The 18467-nt window shown below is 70.7% G+C and carries 16 protein-coding genes; 9 read left to right on the top strand and 7 right to left on the bottom strand.

All coding sequences use genetic code 11. The features are described from left to right. Nucleotides 1-449 precede the first annotated feature (449 nt). Both HBB12_RS27870 and HBB12_RS27865 read left to right on the top strand, forming a co-directional pair. A complete protein-coding gene (locus HBB12_RS27870; RefSeq protein WP_236992339.1) occupies nucleotides 450-1220 on the top strand; it encodes an FkbM family methyltransferase in 771 nt (256 codons plus the stop codon). A gap of 77 nt (nucleotides 1221-1297) precedes the next feature. Next, entirely contained in the window at nucleotides 1298-2506 is a 1209-nt protein-coding gene (locus HBB12_RS27865) for a pyridoxal phosphate-dependent aminotransferase (protein WP_236992338.1), read from the top strand. A 235-nt stretch (nucleotides 2507-2741) separates the two neighbouring features. Here HBB12_RS27865 and HBB12_RS27860 read toward each other — a convergent pair whose 3' ends face one another. The 3 genes from HBB12_RS27860 to HBB12_RS27850 all read right to left on the bottom strand — a co-directional run bounded on the left by HBB12_RS27860 (nucleotide 2742) and on the right by HBB12_RS27850 (nucleotide 4344). Beyond that, complete coding sequence (locus tag HBB12_RS27860; protein WP_236992337.1) at nucleotides 2742-3038, bottom strand: alkylphosphonate utilization protein; 297 nt, start codon at nucleotides 3036-3038, stop codon at nucleotides 2742-2744. A gap of 67 nt (nucleotides 3039-3105) precedes the next feature. After that, nucleotides 3106-3993 carry a cation diffusion facilitator family transporter gene (locus HBB12_RS27855; protein WP_236992336.1) on the bottom strand — a complete coding sequence of 296 codons (888 nt, stop codon included), beginning with the start codon at nucleotides 3991-3993 and terminating at the stop codon, nucleotides 3106-3108. A gap of 144 nt (nucleotides 3994-4137) precedes the next feature. After that, the gene (locus tag HBB12_RS27850) at nucleotides 4138-4344 is read right to left on the bottom strand and encodes a hypothetical protein (RefSeq protein WP_236992335.1); all 207 of its coding nucleotides are present in this window, start codon (nucleotides 4342-4344) and stop codon (nucleotides 4138-4140) included. A gap of 123 nt (nucleotides 4345-4467) precedes the next feature. On the opposite strand from HBB12_RS27850, the gene queA reads away from it, so the two are divergent. Both queA and tgt read left to right on the top strand, forming a co-directional pair. After that, nucleotides 4468-5553: a tRNA preQ1(34) S-adenosylmethionine ribosyltransferase-isomerase QueA gene (gene queA / locus HBB12_RS27845; RefSeq protein WP_236992334.1), complete on the top strand. Its 1086-nt coding sequence runs from the start codon at nucleotides 4468-4470 to the stop codon at nucleotides 5551-5553. Continuing rightward, on the top strand, nucleotides 5550-6683 hold the full coding sequence (gene tgt / locus HBB12_RS27840) for a tRNA guanosine(34) transglycosylase Tgt (protein ID WP_236992333.1): 1134 nt from the start codon (nucleotides 5550-5552) through the stop codon (nucleotides 6681-6683). Before queA ends, tgt begins: the two co-directional genes overlap by 4 nt. 44 nt (nucleotides 6684-6727) lie before the next feature. On the opposite strand, the gene HBB12_RS27835 is transcribed toward tgt, so the two are convergent. Further along, complete coding sequence (locus HBB12_RS27835) at nucleotides 6728-7615, bottom strand: 4-(cytidine 5'-diphospho)-2-C-methyl-D-erythritol kinase (RefSeq protein ID WP_236992332.1); 888 nt, start codon at nucleotides 7613-7615, stop codon at nucleotides 6728-6730. 88 nt (nucleotides 7616-7703) lie between these two features. Next, entirely contained in the window at nucleotides 7704-9569 is a 1866-nt protein-coding gene (locus tag HBB12_RS27830; protein ID WP_236992331.1) for a tetratricopeptide repeat protein, read from the bottom strand. Nucleotides 9570-9821: 252 nt separating this feature from the next. On the opposite strand from HBB12_RS27830, the gene HBB12_RS27825 reads away from it, so the two are divergent. After that, nucleotides 9822-11879, top strand: coding sequence for a methyl-accepting chemotaxis protein (locus tag HBB12_RS27825; RefSeq protein ID WP_236992330.1), 2058 nt, complete (start codon nucleotides 9822-9824; stop codon nucleotides 11877-11879). A gap of 235 nt (nucleotides 11880-12114) precedes the next feature. Here the strand turns inward: HBB12_RS27825 and HBB12_RS27820 are convergent, their stop codons facing one another. After that, the gene (locus tag HBB12_RS27820) at nucleotides 12115-13779 is read right to left on the bottom strand and encodes an electron transfer flavoprotein-ubiquinone oxidoreductase (RefSeq protein ID WP_236992329.1); all 1665 of its coding nucleotides are present in this window, start codon (nucleotides 13777-13779) and stop codon (nucleotides 12115-12117) included. Between the two features lie 195 nt (nucleotides 13780-13974). Between HBB12_RS27820 and HBB12_RS27815 the strand changes: the two genes are divergently transcribed. The 3 genes from HBB12_RS27815 to moaB all read left to right on the top strand — a co-directional run bounded on the left by HBB12_RS27815 (nucleotide 13975) and on the right by moaB (nucleotide 16547). Continuing rightward, complete coding sequence (locus HBB12_RS27815) at nucleotides 13975-14919, top strand: uracil-DNA glycosylase (RefSeq protein ID WP_236992328.1); 945 nt, start codon at nucleotides 13975-13977, stop codon at nucleotides 14917-14919. 117 nt (nucleotides 14920-15036) lie between these two features. Further along, nucleotides 15037-15948 carry a KPN_02809 family neutral zinc metallopeptidase gene (gene ypfJ / locus HBB12_RS27810; RefSeq protein ID WP_236992327.1) on the top strand — a complete coding sequence of 304 codons (912 nt, stop codon included), beginning with the start codon at nucleotides 15037-15039 and terminating at the stop codon, nucleotides 15946-15948. Then, nucleotides 15948-16547 (top strand): molybdenum cofactor biosynthesis protein B, encoded by a 600-nt coding sequence (gene moaB / locus HBB12_RS27805; RefSeq protein WP_236992326.1) that lies wholly within the window; start codon nucleotides 15948-15950, stop codon nucleotides 16545-16547. Before ypfJ ends, moaB begins: the two co-directional genes overlap by 1 nt. Nucleotides 16548-16608: 61 nt before the next feature. On the opposite strand, the gene HBB12_RS27800 is transcribed toward moaB, so the two are convergent. After that, nucleotides 16609-17124 (bottom strand): hypothetical protein, encoded by a 516-nt coding sequence (locus HBB12_RS27800; RefSeq protein ID WP_236992325.1) that lies wholly within the window; start codon nucleotides 17122-17124, stop codon nucleotides 16609-16611. Between the two features lie 118 nt (nucleotides 17125-17242). Between HBB12_RS27800 and HBB12_RS27795 the strand changes: the two genes are divergently transcribed. Next, the gene (locus tag HBB12_RS27795) at nucleotides 17243-18355 is read left to right on the top strand and encodes a PA0069 family radical SAM protein (RefSeq protein ID WP_236992324.1); all 1113 of its coding nucleotides are present in this window, start codon (nucleotides 17243-17245) and stop codon (nucleotides 18353-18355) included. Nucleotides 18356-18467 lie beyond the last annotated feature (112 nt).

Here is an 18467-nt window from a genome sequence, read left to right as displayed (position 1 = left end):
TCCCCTCTCCCCGCGGGCGGGGAGAGGGCCGAGCCTCCGTTCAGGGGGCTCGGCAAGCGGAGGCGTAGCCGGAGCGAGGGTGAGGGGGTGGTGGCGGCTGAGGCTCCTCCGGAAACACCCCCTCACCCTCGCGGCGAACCTACGGTTCGCCGCTCCTTGAGCCCCTTCGGAGCTCAGGCCTCTCCCCGCCCGCGGGGAGAGGGGAAACCCGCGCTTTCCTAGTTTATCAATTGATGTATTAGCATGGGGTAACACGTCTCTCACCGAAATCTTGACGATAGACGTACGACCTTCACTCTCCCGTGCCAGAACTGCTTAACCGAGAAACCCGAACCCGCTTCGGCCCCCCGCCCCCAATCTGCTATGAACTTCCGGCGATCGGTGAGAGGGTCAGTCATCCCATGTTGACGGCGTTGTCCAAGCAGTTGATGCCGCCATGGATGCAATCCATGGCCCGGCGAGCCAAGTTGGAGCGCTCGCTCAAGTCCTTCGAGCAGCGAGTCGTGTCGCATCGCTTCGGCGGGATCGATCTGAAGGTCAGCCTGTGCGATCCGGTCGGGGCCGAATGGTACGACCACGATTCGGGAATGCTCGCCGAGATCGCGTTCTTCAAGGAGAGCGGGGCACTCAAGGACGGTGCGGTGGTGTTCGACCTCGGCGCGCACCAGGCCGTGGTGGCGTTGCAGCTCGCCAGCCATGTCGGCCCCACCGGCCGGGTCGTGGCGCTCGAGGCCAACCCGCATAATGCCCGCGTCGCCAACGAGAACGTCGCCCTCAACGGCGTCCGCAACCTGACGATCCTGCACGCCGCCGCGGCGAGCGAGGACGGGGTGCTGGAATTCAACGAGAGCCTGAACGGCCAGGTAGACGGCGGTGCCGGCACCCACGGCAAGGTTCAGGTCAAGAGCCGCTCGATCGACAGCCTGGTGCAGGAATTCGGCACGCCGGACATCGTCTACGTCGATGTCGAGGGCTTCGAATGCGCGGTGCTGGACGGGGCCGGCGCGTCGCGCGACCGGATCCCGAACTGGTTCATCGAGGTCCATGGCGGGGCGGGCCTCGAAAAGTTCGGCGGGTCGGTCGACAGGCTGCTCGGCTACTTTCCCGCCGACCGGTTCAAGCGCCATTTCTGCCGCTCGGACGAGGGGCCGTTCGTTCCCTTGAGCGAGACCGGCTCGCTCGAAGGGACGCGCTGGTTCTTCATCGCCACGCGGATCTGACTCCCACACGCTCCGGCTTGCGCCGGAGCGTGCCGCTTGCGATCCCTGGGTCTCCCGTTCCATCGGTGAGTCCCAGCATGACCGTCACGCCCCTGCCCGACACAATGCCGCCGGTGAGCCGCGAGGCGGCTGGGGTGTGGCCGAGCGGCATCGGCGAGCTCGTGGCCTACGGCGTCGAGCGGCCCGGCCTGATCCCGCTCTGGGTCGGGGAGGGCGACCGGCCGACGCCGGCCTTCATCGCCGAGGCGGCGCAGCGGGCCCTGCGCGACGGCGCCACCTTCTACACCCGGATGCTCGGCATCGCGCCGCTGCGCGAAGCCCTGGCCGAGTACGTTTCGGGACTCTACGGCGATCCCGTCGGGCCGGAACGATTCTTCGTGACGGTGGGCGGCATGCATGCCTTCCACACCGCGATCCGCATCGCGGCCGAGCCCGGCGACGAGGTGGTGCTGCCGACCCCGACCTGGTCGAACTTCTTCGGCGCGGTCGCCATGCAGGGAGCTAGGCCCGTCGCGGTGCCGATGCAGTTCGATGCCCGCAACGGCTGGAGCCTCGACATCGCCCGGATCGCCGCCGCGATCACCCCGCGCACCCGGGCCATCGTCCTCAACACCCCGGCGAACCCGACCGGGTGGGTCGCGACGAAGGCCGACCTCGCGGCAGTCCTGGACATCGCCCGCCGCCACGACCTGTGGATCGTCGCCGACGAGATCTACGGCCGGTTCTGCTTCGATCCCGCTCACGAAGCGTCGGGCCGGGCGCCCTCGATCCGCGACGTCTGGCAGAACGAGGATCGCGACCGGGTGCTGTTCGTCCAGACCTTCTCGAAGAACTGGGCGATGACCGGCTGGCGGGTCGGCTGGCTGGAGGGCCCGGCCTCGATCGGCCGGATCGTCGACGGGCTCGTCCTCTACGGCACGTCGGGCGTCGCCACCTTCCTGCAGCATGCCGCGATTACGGCGATCCGGGAGGGCGAATCGCTCGTCGCCGAGCAGATCGCGCAGGCACGGGCCGGGCGGGCCATCGTCTGCGACGCCTTGAGCGCATTGCTGGGCGTCGAACTGCCCTCGCCCCCCGGCGCCTTCTACGCCTTCCCGCGGGTGCCGTCCGAGCCGGACGATGTCCGCCTCGCCAAGCGCATCGTCGATCAGGCGAATGTCGGGCTTGCGCCGGGCTCGGCCTTCGGGCCTGGCGGCGAGGGCTTCTTGCGACTGTGCTTCGCCCGCTCCGCCGCCGACCTCACCGAGGCGATGCGCCGGATGGTGCCGGTGCTGAGCGAACGGTGAGAGCCCGTCCGGTTGGTGATGAGAGATTTCATCCCATTCACGACCTCATCCTGAAGTGTCAGTCCATCGGAGATGGACTGACATCGAAGGAGAGCTCCAGGGAGCGCTGAGACTTTTGGAGCTCTCCTTCGAGGTTGGTCGATTTTCAATCGACCAACACCTCAGGATGAGGTCGCGGGTGAGATTAAAAAGCATCTACTATGCCGCGAGCCTGTCGAACAGGCTCGGGAAACACTCACCGCTTGCGCACGAACTCCGTGCGCAGCACCAGACCCTTGATGGTCTCGTGCCGGCAATCGATCTCGTCGTCGTTGTCGGTGAGCCGGATCGAGCGGATCACCGTGCCCTGCTTGAGGGTCTGGTTCGCGCCCTTGACCTTCAGGTCCTTGATCAGGGTGACGGAATCGCCGTCGGCCAGCATGGTGCCGGAAGCGTCGCGCACCTCGCGGGTCGCGGCGGCTTTCATCTCGCTGCCTGGGCGCCACTCGCCCGTCGCCTCGTCGTACACGTAATCGTCGTCGGCACCCGTCACGCTCGTCCGTCCTCCGTTGCATCGGCCTTGTCGCCGGGCGGAGCGGTCCGCCGCAAGGGCGCGCGCCTCAGATAACCGGTAGCCCGCGCTGCTTGGCCTCTTCCGCCGGCTCGACGTGGATCGTCACCACGGCGCCCTCCACCGCGCCCTCGATCGCGGCTTCCAGCCGGTCGCAGATCGTGTGCGATTCCGCCACCGTCATCTCGCCCGGGACCACGAGGTGGAAGTCGATGAAGGTGACCTGGCCGGCGTGGCGGGTGCGCACGTCGTGGGCTTCCAGCGCGCCCTCGCCGTGCTCGGAGATCAGCCGGCGGATCTGCCCCACCATCTCGGGCGGCGCCGCCTCGTCCATCAGGCCGTTGACCGAGTCGCGCACCATCGCGCCACCCGACCACAGGATGTTGACGGCCACCACTGCGGCGATGACCGGATCGAGGATCGCCCAGCCGGTCGCGGTGGCGAGCCCGAGCCCGATCAGCACACCGGCGGAGGTGAAGACGTCGGCCAGCACGTGCTTGCCGTCCGCCACCAGGGCGGGCGAGCGCCAGTCGCGCCCGCGCCGGACCAGCATCATGCCCCAGACCAGGTTGATCACCGTGGCCAGACCGTTCACCGCGACGCCGATCAGCGGCGCGTCGAGGGTCTTGGGTGCCAGGATCGCGTCGTAGGCGTCGCGCAGGATCACCACCGCGGCGACGATGATGAGCGCGCCCTCGATCACCGCCGAGAAATACTCGGCCTTGTGGTGGCCGTAGGGATGGTTCTGGTCGGCGGGCTGGGCGGCGACGCGCAACGCCACGAAGGCGGTCATCGCCGCCACGACGTTGATGATGCTCTCGAGCGCGTCCGAATAGAGCGCGAGGCTCCCGGTGATCCACCAGGCGAAGAACTTGAGGGCGAGCACCAGGAGCCCGACCCCGGCGCTGGCGAGGGCGGCGGCTTGCGCACGTTCCATGACGATGTTCCGAGAAGCTTGGTCGGTGCCGCAGAGGAATGGCGCCCGCTGCGGCGCGGCGCCGCTCCCTTAAGGCGGCGCCCCCCGGGAAGGCCACGGCACAGGTCATAGCTCGGGCTATGACGCCCGGTCAGGGATGTGCGGTCAGGCCGTGGCCGGCCGGTCTCCTGCGGACCGGGCCTGCTCGCGCAGGCGGCTCACCTGGGCCCGCGCCCGTGCCGTCGCCGCCTTGCGTGCATAGTGCTGGCGCATGAAGCCGAAGCGTGCGGAGGCCGCGAGGCTGTCCAGCCGCGCCGCCTCGGCGTCCCACCAGACGACGAGCTCGGCATCGAGGGTCGGATGGCTGGCCATGACGGGAACTCCTGACGACGACGCCGTTCCAGATGGGGCGCCGGGGGCCGGTGCGCCATGCCCTCCGGCGGGATGTGCGTCTGCCCCATTGATCCGGCGGCGGAATCCTGGCTGAAGGGCCGGATGCGCGTGGACCTGTTCGATTTCGACCTGCCGGAGGAGTGCATCGCCCTCCGGCCCGCAGTGCCGCGGGACGGCGCCCGGCTGATGCTGCTCCATCCCGGCTCAAGGCCGGAGGACCGCATCGTGCGCGATCTCCCCGGCCTGCTGCGGCCCGGCGACGTGCTGGTGTTCAACGACACCAGGGTGATCCCGGCGCGCCTGCGCGGCCTGCGCCACCGGGACGGCACCACGGTGCGCCTCGAGGCGATGCTCCACCTGCGGGAGGCGCCGGATCGCTGGCGCGCCTTCGTGCGGCCGGCCAAGCGCCTGAAGGTCGGCGACCGGGTCAGCTTCGGCGGGGCCGGGGAGGGCGAGACCTGCGCCATGACCCGCCTCGACGCCACCATCGTCGCGCGCGGGGAGGGGGGCGAGACCACCTTCGCCTTCGACCTCGCGGGACCTGCCCTCGACGAGGCGGTGGCCGCTCTCGGCGAGTTGCCGCTGCCCCCCTACATCGCCGCCAAGCGCCCGACCGACGCGCAGGACGCCGCCGATTACCAGACCGTCTATGCTCGCGAGCCCGGGGCGGTGGCGGCGCCGACCGCCGGCCTGCACTTCACGCCCGACCTGCTGGCGGCCTGCGATGCGGCCGGCCTCGCGCAGGTGCGGGTGACGCTCCATGTCGGCGCCGGCACCTTCCTGCCGGTCAAGGCCGACGACACCGACGCGCACCGGATGCATGCCGAGATCGGCGAGATCACGCCCGAGGCGGCCGAGGCCCTGAACCGGGCGCGGGCGGCGGGCGGGCGCATCGTGGCGGTGGGCACCACGGCGCTGCGGCTCCTGGAGAGCGCCGCCGAGCCGGACGGGACGATCCGGCCCTGGACCGGCGCCACCGACATCTTCATCACGCCCGGCTACCGCTTCCGCGCGGTGGACGTCTTGATGACCAACTTCCACCTGCCGCGCTCGACGCTGTTCATGCTGGTCTCGGCCTTTGCCGGGCTCGAACCGATGCGGGCGGCCTACGCCGCCGCGATCGAACGCGGCTACCGCTTCTATTCCTACGGCGATAGCAGCCTGCTCTTCCGGGCGGAGACGCGATGACCGACCAGTTCACCTTCACCGTCGCGGCGACCGACGGACCGGCCCGCACCGGCGAGATCCGGATGCCGCGGGGCGTCATCCGCACCCCGGCCTTCATGCCGGTCGGCACCGCCGGCACCGTCAAGGCGATGTACCCCGAGCAGGTGAAGGCGCTCGGCGCCGACGTGGTGCTGGGCAACACCTACCATCTGATGCTGCGCCCCGGCGCGGAGCGGGTGGCGCGGTTGGGCGGCCTCCACGCCATGATGCAGTGGCCCTACCCGATCCTGACCGATTCCGGCGGCTTCCAGGTCATGTCGCTGGCGGGCCTGCGCAAGCTCGACGAGACCGGGGTGCGGTTCCAGTCGCATCTCGACGGCTCGACGCACCTGCTCAGCCCCGAGCGCTCGATCGAGATCCAGGGCCTGCTCGGCTCCGACATCCAGATGCAGCTCGACGAATGCGTGCGCCTGCCGGCGCCCGAATCGGCGATCGAGAGCGCGATGCGCCTCTCGCTGCGCTGGGCCGAGCGCTGCCGCATCGCCTTCGGCGACCAGCCCGGCAAGGCGATGTTCGGCATCGTCCAGGGCGGCGACATCCCGGCCCTGCGCATCGAGAGCGCCAAGGCCCTGGTCGATCTCGACCTCAAGGGCTATGCCGTCGGCGGGCTGGCGGTCGGCGAGCCGCAGGCGACGATGCTCGCCATGATCGAGACCGTCGAGCCGCACCTGCCCACAGCGAAGCCCCGCTACCTGATGGGGGTCGGCACGCCGGACGACATCGTCCAGGCGGTGAGCCGCGGCATCGACATGTTCGATTGCGTGATGCCGACCCGGGCCGGCCGCCACGGCATGGTCTATACCCGCCACGGCCGCCTCAACCTGCGCAACGCGCGCTTTGCCGAGGACAATTCCCCCCTCGATCCGGAATCGACCTGCCCGGCGGCGAACCAGTACAGCAAGGCCTACCTGCACCACCTCGTCCGTGCCGGCGAGATCCTGGGCATGATGCTACTGACCTGGAACAACCTGTCCTACTACCAGGATCTGATGGCGGGCCTGCGCCGGGCCATCGCCGAGGGGCGGCTCCAGGACTTCATCGGCGAGACCCGCGAGGGCTGGCAGAAGGCGGAGCGCGACCGGGCGGGGTGAGCGCCCGGGCCGGTCGAACCCGAGATGGGGAGGGCGGCGCGGCTCTAGCGCAGCAGCGTCGCCCGCACCCACCAGCCCGGTTGCGCCGCCGCGATCGCCCGAGCGGCCGCCATCGCCGCCGAGCGGTGGCCGAACAGCCCGAACACCGTGGCGCCGGAGCCCGACATCCGGGCGAGCCGGCAATCCGGCTGGTCGCGCAGGGCCGCGAGCGTGTCGCCGATCACCGGCGCGACCGTGAGGGCGGGAGCCTCCAGGTCGTTGCGGGCCGGCAGGATGCGGGCGAGCAGCGCGTCGAGACCGTGCGCACCGTCGATCGCCGGATGGGGCTCCCCGGCGAGCGGATGCGCCTCGCCGACCTTGAGCCCGAGCGCGCGGAAGACCGGCGCCGTCTCGACCGGCACGCCGGGATTGATCAGCACCGCCGGCAGGGCCGCCAGGGCCAGCGCCGGGCCGACCGCCTCGCCGGCACCGCGCATCATCCGGGCCCGCGGATCGAGGCAGACCGGTACGTCGGCACCGGTGCGCCGCGCCGCAGCCATCAGGGCCGGGTGATCGGGCCCCAAGCCGTTGAGGCGCCCGAGGAGGCGCAGGGCGGCGGCTGCATCCGACGAGCCGCCGCCGATCCCCGCCGCCACCGGCAGGCGCTTCAGCAGGTGAAACCGTCCGACCTTCAAGTCCGGGATCCCGGCGGCGAGGTGGCGGGCCGCCCGCATCACCAGGTTGTCGTCGGTCGGGCCGGCGGGACCGGCGGTCGGGCCGGTGACAGTGAGATCGAGCGCCGGTCCCGGCTCCAGGGTGAGGAGGTCGCCCGCAGACGAGCCGGCGAAGACCACCAGGCTCTCCAGGGCATGGTAGCCGTCGCCGGGGCGCCGGCCGAGCACGTGTAGGGTCAGGTTGATCTTGGCGGGCGCGCGGGTGGCGAGGGAAGGCACGGGGACGTCTCTCTGAACGGGCAGAGGGCGCGGCGCCCTTCGGCACCGCGCCCACACTCTCATCTCGATGGTCGAAGGGGAGGGGGCGTCAGCCCCCGCTCTTCGTCTCCGTGCCCATCGCCGGCGGCTCGGTCGGGGCCGGAGCGCCCTTCGGCATCTCGGGCTGCGGCGCCGGGGCGGGCTGGGTCTCGGCGGTGGCGGCGGGCTTTTCCAGCTCCGGCAGCCCGTCCTTCAGCTTGGCCTCGATCTTCGCCAGGTCCTCAGGCTCGGGGTTCAGGTCCTTGGCGTGCTGCCACTGGAACTTGCCCTCGAGCCGCCGGCCGGAGCGCCAATAGGCGTCGCCGAGGTGGTCGTTGATGGTCGGGTCGCCGGGCTTCAGCTCGATCGCCTTCTCCAGCTCGCGCACCGCATCGTCCCAGCGGCCGAGGCGGTAATAGGCCCAGCCGAGGCTGTCGATGATCATGCCGTCGCGCGGCTGGAGGTCGACCGCCTGCTTCAGCATGCGGAAGGCCTCGTCGATGTTCATGTTCTGGTCGACCCAGGAATAGGCCAGGTAGTTCAGCACCTGGGCGCGGCCGTTGGGCTGCGTCGCCGGCACCAGCTCCAGCGCCTTCTTCAGGTCGGCCTCGGCCTTCGGCCATTCCTTGGCGCGCTCGTAGGACGTGCCGCGGAAGTAGTACAGGGTCCAGTAGTTGCGCGCCGGCTGGTCGCCGATCAGGTCGATCGCCTTGGTGTAGGTCTGGGCCGACTCGGCGTATTTCTTGCGCGAGCGCTGGACGTTGCCGAGCGCCGAGATCACGTCGATGTCGTTGGGATAGGTCTTGGCGACCTGGTCGAGATGGGTGAGGGCTTCCTCTCCCTTGCCCATCTGCTCGAGGTTGAGGCCGATCTGGATGTCGGCGTTGAGCTTGAGCGGCGAACTCGCCGGCATGCGGGCGAAGACCTCGTTCGCCCGGTCGGGCGCCTTCATCCGCTCCAGCGTGTCGGCCAGCGTCAGCAGCGCGAGCGAATGCTCGGGGGCGAGGTAGAGCGCGAGGCGCAGGTACACCACCGCCGGCAATTCGTCGCCCTGCGAGGTCCCGGCCGAGCCGAGGCCGTAGAGCACCTCCGCGGCGCCTTCCTGGGCCGAGGTGATGAGCGGGGTGAGCGGCTTGCCGGCCTTCAGCTTGTCGAGGGCGTCGCGCACGATCGGGTGGCGCGGCAGGACGTTGTCGAATTCCTGGTAGGCCGCCACCGCGAGGTCGGGCCGGCCGGAATCCGCCTCGAAGCGGCCATAGGCGTCGACGATGCGAAGCGTGTTGCGGTCGGCGTCGTAGGCCGATTTCAGGCGGCGCTCCGCCTCGACCTTGTCGCCGACGAGCGCGGCGATCAGGCCCGCGTGGTAGTCGCGAAAGACGTTGTAGTAGCGCTCGCCTTTGAGCTTGTTGATGGTCTCCTGCGCCTTCTTGCCTTCGCCGGCCCCGGCATAGGACCATGCGGTCAGAAGCGTCGAGGTCAGGTCGGCCGCCGCGCCCTTGCCGCCGCGCTGGAGGTTCTGGCGCGCCGCGGCGAATTGCTTGGCCTTGATCTTCTGCACGCCGAGCGCGAGCTGGGCGAGGCCGTTGGCCCCGTCCCGCGCCGTCAGCCGCTCGGCGGCGCGGAAAGCCTCCGGCAGGGAACCGTCGGCGAGCAGGGCCACGAAGGAGCGTTCGAGGAGTTCCGCGTTGCGGGGATCCCCCTTCACCGCCTCGCGGTAATAGGTGGCGGCGGCCGCCGTGTCGCGGGAGGCGCCGGCGATGTAGGCGGCGAGGAAGTTGCCTTCCAGCGAATCCGCCGGCTCGTAGGCCTGCGGGGCAGCGATCTCCCGCGCCGGCAGCCGCGCCGCGAGGGCCGGCGCCGTCGAGGCGGCGAGGAACAGGGCCAGCGCGGCGCGCGCCGATCCGCGGCGGGGGGCAGGGATTCGGGTCTTGAGCACCAAACTCGTGGCTCCGTGATCGCGCCGGCCGCGGAGCCGGCACGCGAAATCGGCGCGACATTGGACCCTGCGCGGGGCAGCGGCAAGACCAAACGGCGGCGGCGATGTGTCGGGGGCCGGCGCGCGCGGCGGCGGCGGGATGGCTGCAACTGCCCGTAATGCCGTTCGGAGCGCCGGTTGTAAGACCAATGTTAAGCAATCATCGCGATAGGAAGAGGGGATGGGTCAAGTCATTCGGCCGAGTTTCCGGATATGTCGCTGCGTAGACAAATTTTCCTCATCCTGGGCCTGATCGGCTGCCTCTTTCTTGGGCTGACTGCCTTGCAGGTGATCGAGGCGTGGAACCGGGCCGACATCATGCGACGTGCGGCGGAGGCCAACCGGGTGACTGACGGGCTCGCCGCCGCCTCGGCTTCGCTGGCGGCCGAGCGCGGGCTGACCAATGGCTGGCTCGCCAAGCCGCCGGCGGAGGCGGAACGTCCGGCGCTATCAAGCTTGCGCGAGGAGGGGGACCGCAGGCTCTCGGCCGCCCTGCATGATCTCCGCCAGGACGATGCGGTGTCGAAGGCCGTGGCCGCCCTCGACGAGGCGCGCCGCGACCTCGCCTCCCTGCGCCGGCGGGTCGACCGCGTGCTGGCCGGCTCGCCCGATTCCGACCTCGCGGCGTCCTGGTTCCCGGCCGCGACCGGCGTGATCGCCCGCGAGCAGGCCCTGTTCGACGCGGTGCGGGCCGGCATCGCCGGCTCGCTGCCGGGGGCGTTGCATCACGGCCTCGACATCAAGCGGGCGCTCTGGGATGCGAGCGAGTTCGCCGGGCGCGAGCGCGGGCGGCTCAACGCGGCGATCGCCGGGCGCCAGGTGCTGGCGGTGGACCAGGTCCGTGCCCTGGCGGCCCTCGCCGGGCGCGTCGACGCGGCGCTGGCCCAGGCCCGCGCCTCCGCGCCCGCCCTCTCGCCGGAGTTCCGGGACGCGCTGGCGGCGGCCTCCCGCCGGGTCGAGGCATTCGAGGCGACCCGGGCGGCGGTGCTGCGGGCCGGCGCCGCGCGCGAGCCCTATCCGATGACGGCCGAGGAGTGGTTCGCCCGAGCCAGCGACGTCGTCGCCGGCATCGCCCGGGCGCGGGAAGCGGCGACCGCCTCCCTCGGCGCGATCGTGGCGGCGGAGAGCCGGGCCGGCGAGACCTGGTTCCTGGCGTCGCTCGCGATCCTCGCCGGGGCCTGCGCGGCGGTCGGCGGCGGTGCGCTCCTGCTGGTGCGCGGCGTGACCGGGCCGCTCGCCCGGATGATCGAAGCCATGCGCCGCCTCACCGCCGGCGACCTCGCGGTCACGGTGCCGGCAGCCTCGCCCCGCAGCGAGATCGGCGCGATGGCAACCGCGATGGTGCGCCTGCGCGACGGCCTCGCCAGCGCCGCCGCCGTGGAAGAGGAGGCGGCAATCGCCCGCCTCGGTGCCGAGGCACAGCGCCGCGCGGCCCTGCGCGACCTCGCCGACCGGTTCGAGGGCTCGGTCGGCGGCGTCCTCGCGGCGGTGACCGCCGCGGCCGCCGAGATGGAGGCCACCGCCCGCGGCATGAGCGAGATCGCCGGGCGCACGGCCGACCAGAGCACCCAGGTCGCCGCCGCTGCCGAGGAGGCCTCCTCGAACGTCGCGACGGTCGCGGCGGCGGCCGGGCAACTCGGCACATCGGTGAGCGAGATCGGCTGCCGGATCGGCGCCTCGGCCGAGATGGCCCGGAGCGCCGCGGCTGCTGCTGCTGCGACCGCCGACCTCGTCCACGAGCTGCGCCAGGGCGCGGCGCGGATCGGCGACGTGCTCGGGCTGATCTCGACCATCGCCGATCAGACCAACCTGCTGGCGCTCAACGCCACGATCGAGGCGGCGCGGGCCGGCGCGGCGGGACGGGGCTTCGCGGTGGTGGCGGCGGAGGTCAAGGAACTCGCCGGCCAGACCGCCCGCGCCACGGCGGAGATCGCCGACCAGATCGCCCGTATCCAGGGCTCGACCGAGCAGGCGGTCGCGGCGATCGGCGGCATCGCCGGGCAGATCGGTGACATCAGCTCAGCCAGCACTGCCATCGCGGCGGCGGTGGAGGAACAGGGTGCGGCGACCCAGGAGATCGTCCGCAACGTCTCGGAGGCCGCCAAGGGCACCGGCGAAGTCACGGGCAGCGTCGCCCAGGTCGCAGGGGCGGCCGACGAGACGGGTGCCGCGGCGAGCCAGGTCCTGTCGGCGGCGAGTGAATTGTCGCGCCAGTCCGAGCACCTGCGCGGGGAGGTGGGGCGGTTCCTCGCGACGGTCCGGGCGGCGTGAGGAAGGGTCGCGGACGTCGTTCGCGACCCGGTTTGTCACACCCTCCGCGTCATCCCGGGGCCGCGAAAGCGGAGCCCGGGATCCAGAACCGCAGGTCTTTCCGAAAACGGCGGGCCGATCGCCGCTTCATTCTGAGCCATCCGCGGTTCTGGATTCCGGGCTCCGCTGCGCGGCCCCGGAATGACCCTGTGAGGTAAAAACGGGGTGGGCTCGCGAAGATAACCCACCCTTTTTCTCACATATTCACGTAGTTCGGACCGCCCGGACCTTCCGGGGTCACCCAGTTGATGTTCTGGTTCGGGTCCTTGATGTCGCAGGTCTTGCAGTGGACGCAGTTCTGCGCGTTGATCTGGTAGCGCGGCGCTCCGCCCTCCTCGATCCACTCGTAGACGCCGGCCGGGCAGTAGCGGCCCGACGGCCCACCGAACACGTCGTGCTCGGAGGATTTCTGCAGGCCCATGTCCTTGACCTGGAGGTGGACCGGCTGGTCCTCCTCGTGGTTGGTGTTCGACAGGTAGACCGACGAGAGACGGTCGAAGGTCAGCACCCCGTCGGGCCTCGGGTACTTGATCGGCTTCACGTCCTTGAGCGGCTTGGTACAGGCGTAGTCCGGCTTGCCGTGGCTGAGCGTGCCGAACAGCGACAGGCCGGCGAGCTCGTTGAGCCACATGTCGAGGCCCCCCAGGCCGACGCCGACGACCGTGCCGTACTTCGACCACAGCGGCTTGACGTTGCGCACCCGCTTCAGGTCGTGGCCGATCGGGCTCGACCGCCAGCCTTCCTCGTAGGAGGTCAGCTCGTCCTGGGCCCGGCCGGCGGCGAGCGCCTCGTGGATCGCGCCCGCGGCCTGCATGCCCGACAGCACCGCGTTGTGCGAACCCTTGATGCGCGGCACGTTGACGAAGCCGGCCGAGTCGCCGACGAGGCAGCCGCCCGGGAAGACGAGCTTCGGCACCGATTGCCAGCCGCCCTCCATGATCGCGCGCGCGCCGTAGCCGATGCGCTTGGCGCCCTCGAACACGTCCCGGATCATCGGGTGGGTCTTGAAGCGCTGGAACTCCTCGAACGGCGACAGGGTCGGGTTCTCGTAGTTCAGGTGCGTGACGAATCCTACCGACACCAGGTGGTCGTCGAAATGGTAGAGCCAGGAGCCGCCGCCGGCCTTGTTCGGCAGCGGCCAGCCCATCGAGTGCTGCACCAGCCCGGGCCGGAACTTCTCCGGCTTGACCTGCCACAGTTCCTTGACGCCGAGACCATATTTCTGGTGGTCGGAATGCTGGTTGAGGCGATAGCGGTCGATCAGCTTCTTGGTCAGCGAGCCGCGGGCGCCCTCGCCGAACACCGTGTACTTGGCGCGCAGCTCCATGCCGCGGGTGAAGTCGTCCCGCGCCTCGCCCGAGCGGGCGATGCCGAGGTCGCCGGTGGCGATGCCGACGACGGCTCCCGCGTCGTCGTACAGGATCTCGGCGGCCGGGAAGCCCGGATAGATCTCGACACCGAGTTCCTCCGCCTTGCGGCCGAGATACTTGGTCACGTTCGAGAGCGAGCCGACGAAGTTGCCGTGGTTGCTCATCAGCTTCGGGAAGGCGATGTTCGGCAGCGAGACGCCGCCCGCCGGCCCGAGGAACATGAACTCGTCCTTCACCACCTCGGTCTTGAGGGGGCGGTCCGGGTCCTCGCGCCAGCCGGGGACCAGGGAGTCGAGCCCGCTCGGGTCGATGACCGCACCGGACAGGATATGGGCGCCGACCTCGCTGCCCTTCTCGACCACCACCACCGACACCTCGGTGCCGGCCTCACTGGCGAGCTGCTTCAGCTGGATGGCAGCAGCCAGCCCGGCCGGGCCCGCTCCGACGATCACCACGTCGAAGTCCATCGCCTCGCGTTCCGGCAGCTCCATCCTGGTCCTCCCCTGGTCTCTGGATAGTTCACATATAAACGATCTCGGGCCGCCTCAAGCGGTCCCAATGGCCGGACCGTGCGACGGCGTGTCCCTGGGTGCAAGCGCCTGCGCCTGGGCCGCGCCCGCGAGAATGCCTGTGCGCGCCCTGTCGCACCTGTTGTCCACAGCCGTGCAGCACGCCACATCACACTGATGACGCCCGACGCTCCCGACAGCCGCGACCTGCTCTCCTTCCTCGACTTCCACGTCGCGGCGGGCGTCGATGCCGCGCTGGACGAGACGCCGCACGACCGCTTCGCCGAGCCGGAAGCGCCGCGTCGCGCCGTCCGGGCGGAGGCTACAGCGTCCGAGGCGCCGTCTCGGCCGCTTCCGTCCGCGAATGACGAGCCCAGCTGGGCGGCGCCTGATAGGCAAGAAGCTCCCGGACAAGAGGTTCCTCGCCGGGAGCTTCCCCGTAGGGAGGCGGTGCGCGAGGCGCCGCGGGCGGAGGCCGCCAGCACCTACGGCCGTTCCGCCGCGGCCGCTCCCGGCGAGGCGGCAGGCGACGCCCGCGAACTCGCCGCCACCGCCGCGAGCCTGGAAGAGCTGGAAGGCCTGCTTGGCCGGTTCGAGAGCTGCGCGCTCCGCTTCACCGCCAAGAACCTCGTCTTCGCCGACGGCAACCCGCAGGCGCGGGTGATGTTCGTCGGCGAGGCGCCGGGGGCGGACGAGGACCGGATCGGCAAGCCGTTCATGGGTCGCTCGGGCCAGCTCCTCGACCGGATGATGGCGGCGATCGGGCTCGACCGGACCAACGCCTATGTGGGCAACGTCGTGCCCTGGCGCCCGCCGGGCAACCGCAACCCGACCCCGCAGGAACTCGCGACCTGCAAGCCGTTCATCGAGCGGCAGATCGCGCTGGCCGATCCCGACATCCTGGTCTGCCTCGGCGGCGTCGCCACCCAGGCGCTCGCCGGGACCAAGGACGGCATCCTGAAGTCGCGAGGGCGGTGGTTCCCCTACCGGACCGACAAGCGCGAGATCCGGCTGCTCGCCACCCTGCACCCGGCCTACCTGCTGCGCCAGCCGCTGCAGAAGCGTCTTGCCTGGCGCGACTTCCGGGCTCTGCGGGCGGCCCTCGACGAGGGCGCGCCGTGATCGACGCCATGTGCGGCGAAGCGGAACCGTGCCGGCTCCCGTCGATTACTCTTGAGCCTTTCGCCTGCGCCGCGTAGCCGTCGCGGCCAAGGTTCACGGGCCGACGGGTAGCAGACCATGCGCTGGGAAGATTTTCGCTCCTCCGACAACGTCGAAGACCGCCGCGGCGAGGGCGGCGGTGGCGGCGGATTCGGTTTCCCGGGCGGCGGCGCCGGGGGGCTCGGCATCGGCACCATCGTCATCCTGTGCATCATCGGCTGGGTCACCGGCATCAACCCGGCGATCCTGATCGGCGGCGCCGAGCAGATGACGCGCCCACGCGCGCCCCAGGAACAAGGTCAGCAGCAGGGCCAGCAGCCCGACCGGCGCACCGGCGCCCCCACCGACCAGTCCGGCAAGTTCGCCGCCGCGATCCTCGGCAACACCGAGGACGTGTGGAAGACGGTTCTGCCGAACCAGACCGGGCGCCAATACACCCCGACCACGATGGTGCTCTATACCGGCGGCACCCGCAGCGGCTGCGGCCAGGCCCGGGCGGCCATGGGCCCGTTCTACTGCCCGCTCGACAAGAAGGTCTATCTCGACACCACCTTCTTCAAGGAGATGGAGCAGAAGTTCCACGTGAAGGGCGATTTCGCCTATGCCTATGTGATCGCCCACGAGGTCGGCCACCACGTCCAGGACGTGCTCGGCATCCTGCCCAAGGTGCAGCAGAAGCAGCAGCAGGTCGGCGAGCGCGAGTCGAACGCCCTCTCGGTCCGCGTCGAGCTGATGGCCGATTGCCTCGCCGGCGTCTGGGCCAAGAACTCGAACGACCGCTTCAACTCGCTCGAGCCCGGCGACATCGAGGAGGCGATGCAGGCGGCGAGCGCCATCGGCGACGACAAGCTCCAGAAGCAGAGCCAGGGCTACGTGGTGCCGGATTCCTTCACCCACGGCTCCTCGGCCCAGCGCATGCGCTGGTTCCAGACCGGCTACCGCAGCGGCCAGACCCAGTCCTGCGACACCTTCCGGGCCTCGCAGCTCTGATGCCAGATCTTGACCAAGGCCGCCTCGACCAAGCCCGGGACTTCGTGCCGTTGTCGATCGCGGTGCTCACCGTCTCGGATACCCGCACGCCGGCCGACGACCGCTCGGGCGACACGCTTGCCGAGCGCATGACGGCGGCGGGGCACCGCCTCGCCGCCCGGGCGATCGTGCCGGACGAGGTCGAAGCGATCCGCACCCAGGTGAAGGCCTGGGCCGCCGATCCGGGCGTGGACGTGGTCATCACCACCGGCGGCACCGGCTTCACCGGCCGCGACGTGACGCCGGAGGCGCTGGAGCCCCTGTTCGAGAAGCGGATGGACGGGTTCTCCGCCGTCTTCCACCGCATCTCCTACGACAAGATCGGCACCTCGACGCTGCAGTCGCGGGCCACGGCCGGAGTCGTGAACGCCACCTACGTGTTCGTGCTGCCGGGCTCGCCCGGCGCTTGCAAGGACGCCTGGGACGGCATCCTGGCGGCCCAGCTCGATTACCGGCACCGGCCGTGCAACTTCGTCGAGATCATGCCGCGCCTCGACGAGCACCTGAAGCGGGGCGCCGCGAAAGCATTTTCCGACGAAGTGGGTACCGGTTCGTCTTAGACAATGCGTCACAATCAAAGATCTAGAGCAGCGTCCGATCGCAACGCAATCGGGCGATACTCTAGCTCCGCAGCAGCGACCCCCGCAGGGGCCTGACCGGCAGGCGGGCCTTGAGCGGCAGACCCGCCCGCAGGGCCTGCACCCGCACGAGGTCGCCGGCCCGCACCTGCCGGGTGCCCGTCAGCGACTCGCGCCGTCCGGCGATCCGCTCGAACAGGGCGGCGTGCGGGCGGCGCAGGCGGCCGACCGCCTCCGCTTGTACCGTGGCGCCGAACCGGTCGAGCACCCGAATCCAGCCCTCCGCCGGCACGTCGCCGGCCTCCAGGCACAGCATCCAGGGACGGCGCGCCAATCCGGCCGCCGCCACCCAGGGGCTCGGCCCCCGCGCCACCAGGGCCGCGCCGGTGCTCTCGGCCATGGTGGCGACCTCCGGATCGTCCGGATGCTCGGCTGCGATCACCGCATCGCCCACCACGCCCGCCGCGACGCCGGCCACGAGGGCCGCCAGGGTGTCGGCGAGGGCGTCGATGCGCTCCGGATCGATCGCGCCGGGGAGATGGATGGCAGCCGTGAACATGATGGCGCCATAGCGGATAGGAGGCGGCGCGTCCTGCCTCGATCGTTGGCAATTTATTCTCCCTTGTGATCGTTCCTGTTTTGTTCTAACCACGGCCGTGCGTGTGCGGGAGGTCGGAATGGAATCGGGATGCGGGCGGGCGGCGCGCCGCCTCGCCGGGTCGACCCCGGCGGCGGAGAGCCGCCGCGGGCGCGGCGCCACCGCCAACCCGACCGGCCGGTTCGAGCCCGCCGCCCGCGAGGCCTTCGCCGACGGCTGGGAGATCGAGGACGAGCTGCCGCCTCTGCGTACCGAGGTGACGCTGGAACGGGCACGCAGCATCATCACCCGCAACACGTCGCCCGATATCGGCTTCGACCGCTCGATCAATCCGTATCGCGGCTGCGAGCATGGCTGCGTCTACTGCTTCGCCCGGCCGAACCACGCCTATGCAGGGCTCTCGCCGGGGCTCGACTTCGAGACCAAGCTGTTCGCCAAGCCCGACGCGGCGGCCCTGCTCGAACGGGAACTCTCGGCCCGGGGCTACGCGCCCCGCACCATCGCGCTCGGCACCGCCACCGATCCCTACCAGCCGATCGAGCGGCGCTACCGCCTGACCCGCGGCGTGCTCGAGGTGCTGGCCCGCTTCCGCCATCCGGTCGGCCTCGTCACCAAGTCCGACCTCGTGCTGCGCGACCTCGACATCCTGGCGCCGATGGCGGCGCAAGGGCTGGTGAAGGTGGCCCTCTCGGTCACGACCCTCGATCCCGACCTCGCCCGCCGGATGGAGCCGCGTGCCCCGCGACCCGAGAAGCGCCTGGCGGCGATCCGGGCGCTCGCCGCGGCAGGCGTGCCCGTGATGGTGCTGGTGGCGCCGCTGATCCCCGGCCTCAACGACCACGAGATCGAGGCCGTTCTGACCCGCGCCCGCGAGGCGGGTGCGAGCGAAGCCGGCGGCGTGCTGCTCCGCCTGCCGCACGAACTCGCCGACCTGATGCGCGACTGGTTTGCCGAGCATTTTCCCGATCGGGCCGGGCGGACCTTCTCGCTCCTCGCGCAGAGCCGCGGCGGCAAGGTCTACGATGCGACGTATGGCCGGCGGTTTACCGGGACCGGGCCTTACGCGGACCTGCTCGACCAGCGCATGCGGGTGACGATGACCCGGCTCGGGTATCCGGCGGAGCGGGTGCGGTTGCGGACGGATCTGTTCAGGGTGCCGCTGCAGAAGGGTGGGCAGTACAGCTTGTTCTGAGCGGCGAGACCGTCGCGGACAGGACGTGGGTTTCTCCTCTCCCCGCCCGCGGGGAGAGGAGGGTTCCCGCCCCCTTCCTGCCCCCGGGCCGCTCATCCGCCACGCAAGTGCA

Origin of the sequence: Methylobacterium sp. SyP6R, from assembly GCF_019216885.1 — a bacterium.
Classification (GTDB): domain Bacteria; phylum Pseudomonadota; class Alphaproteobacteria; order Rhizobiales; family Beijerinckiaceae; genus Methylobacterium.
This window is presented reverse-complemented; position numbering and strand designations above follow the sequence as displayed.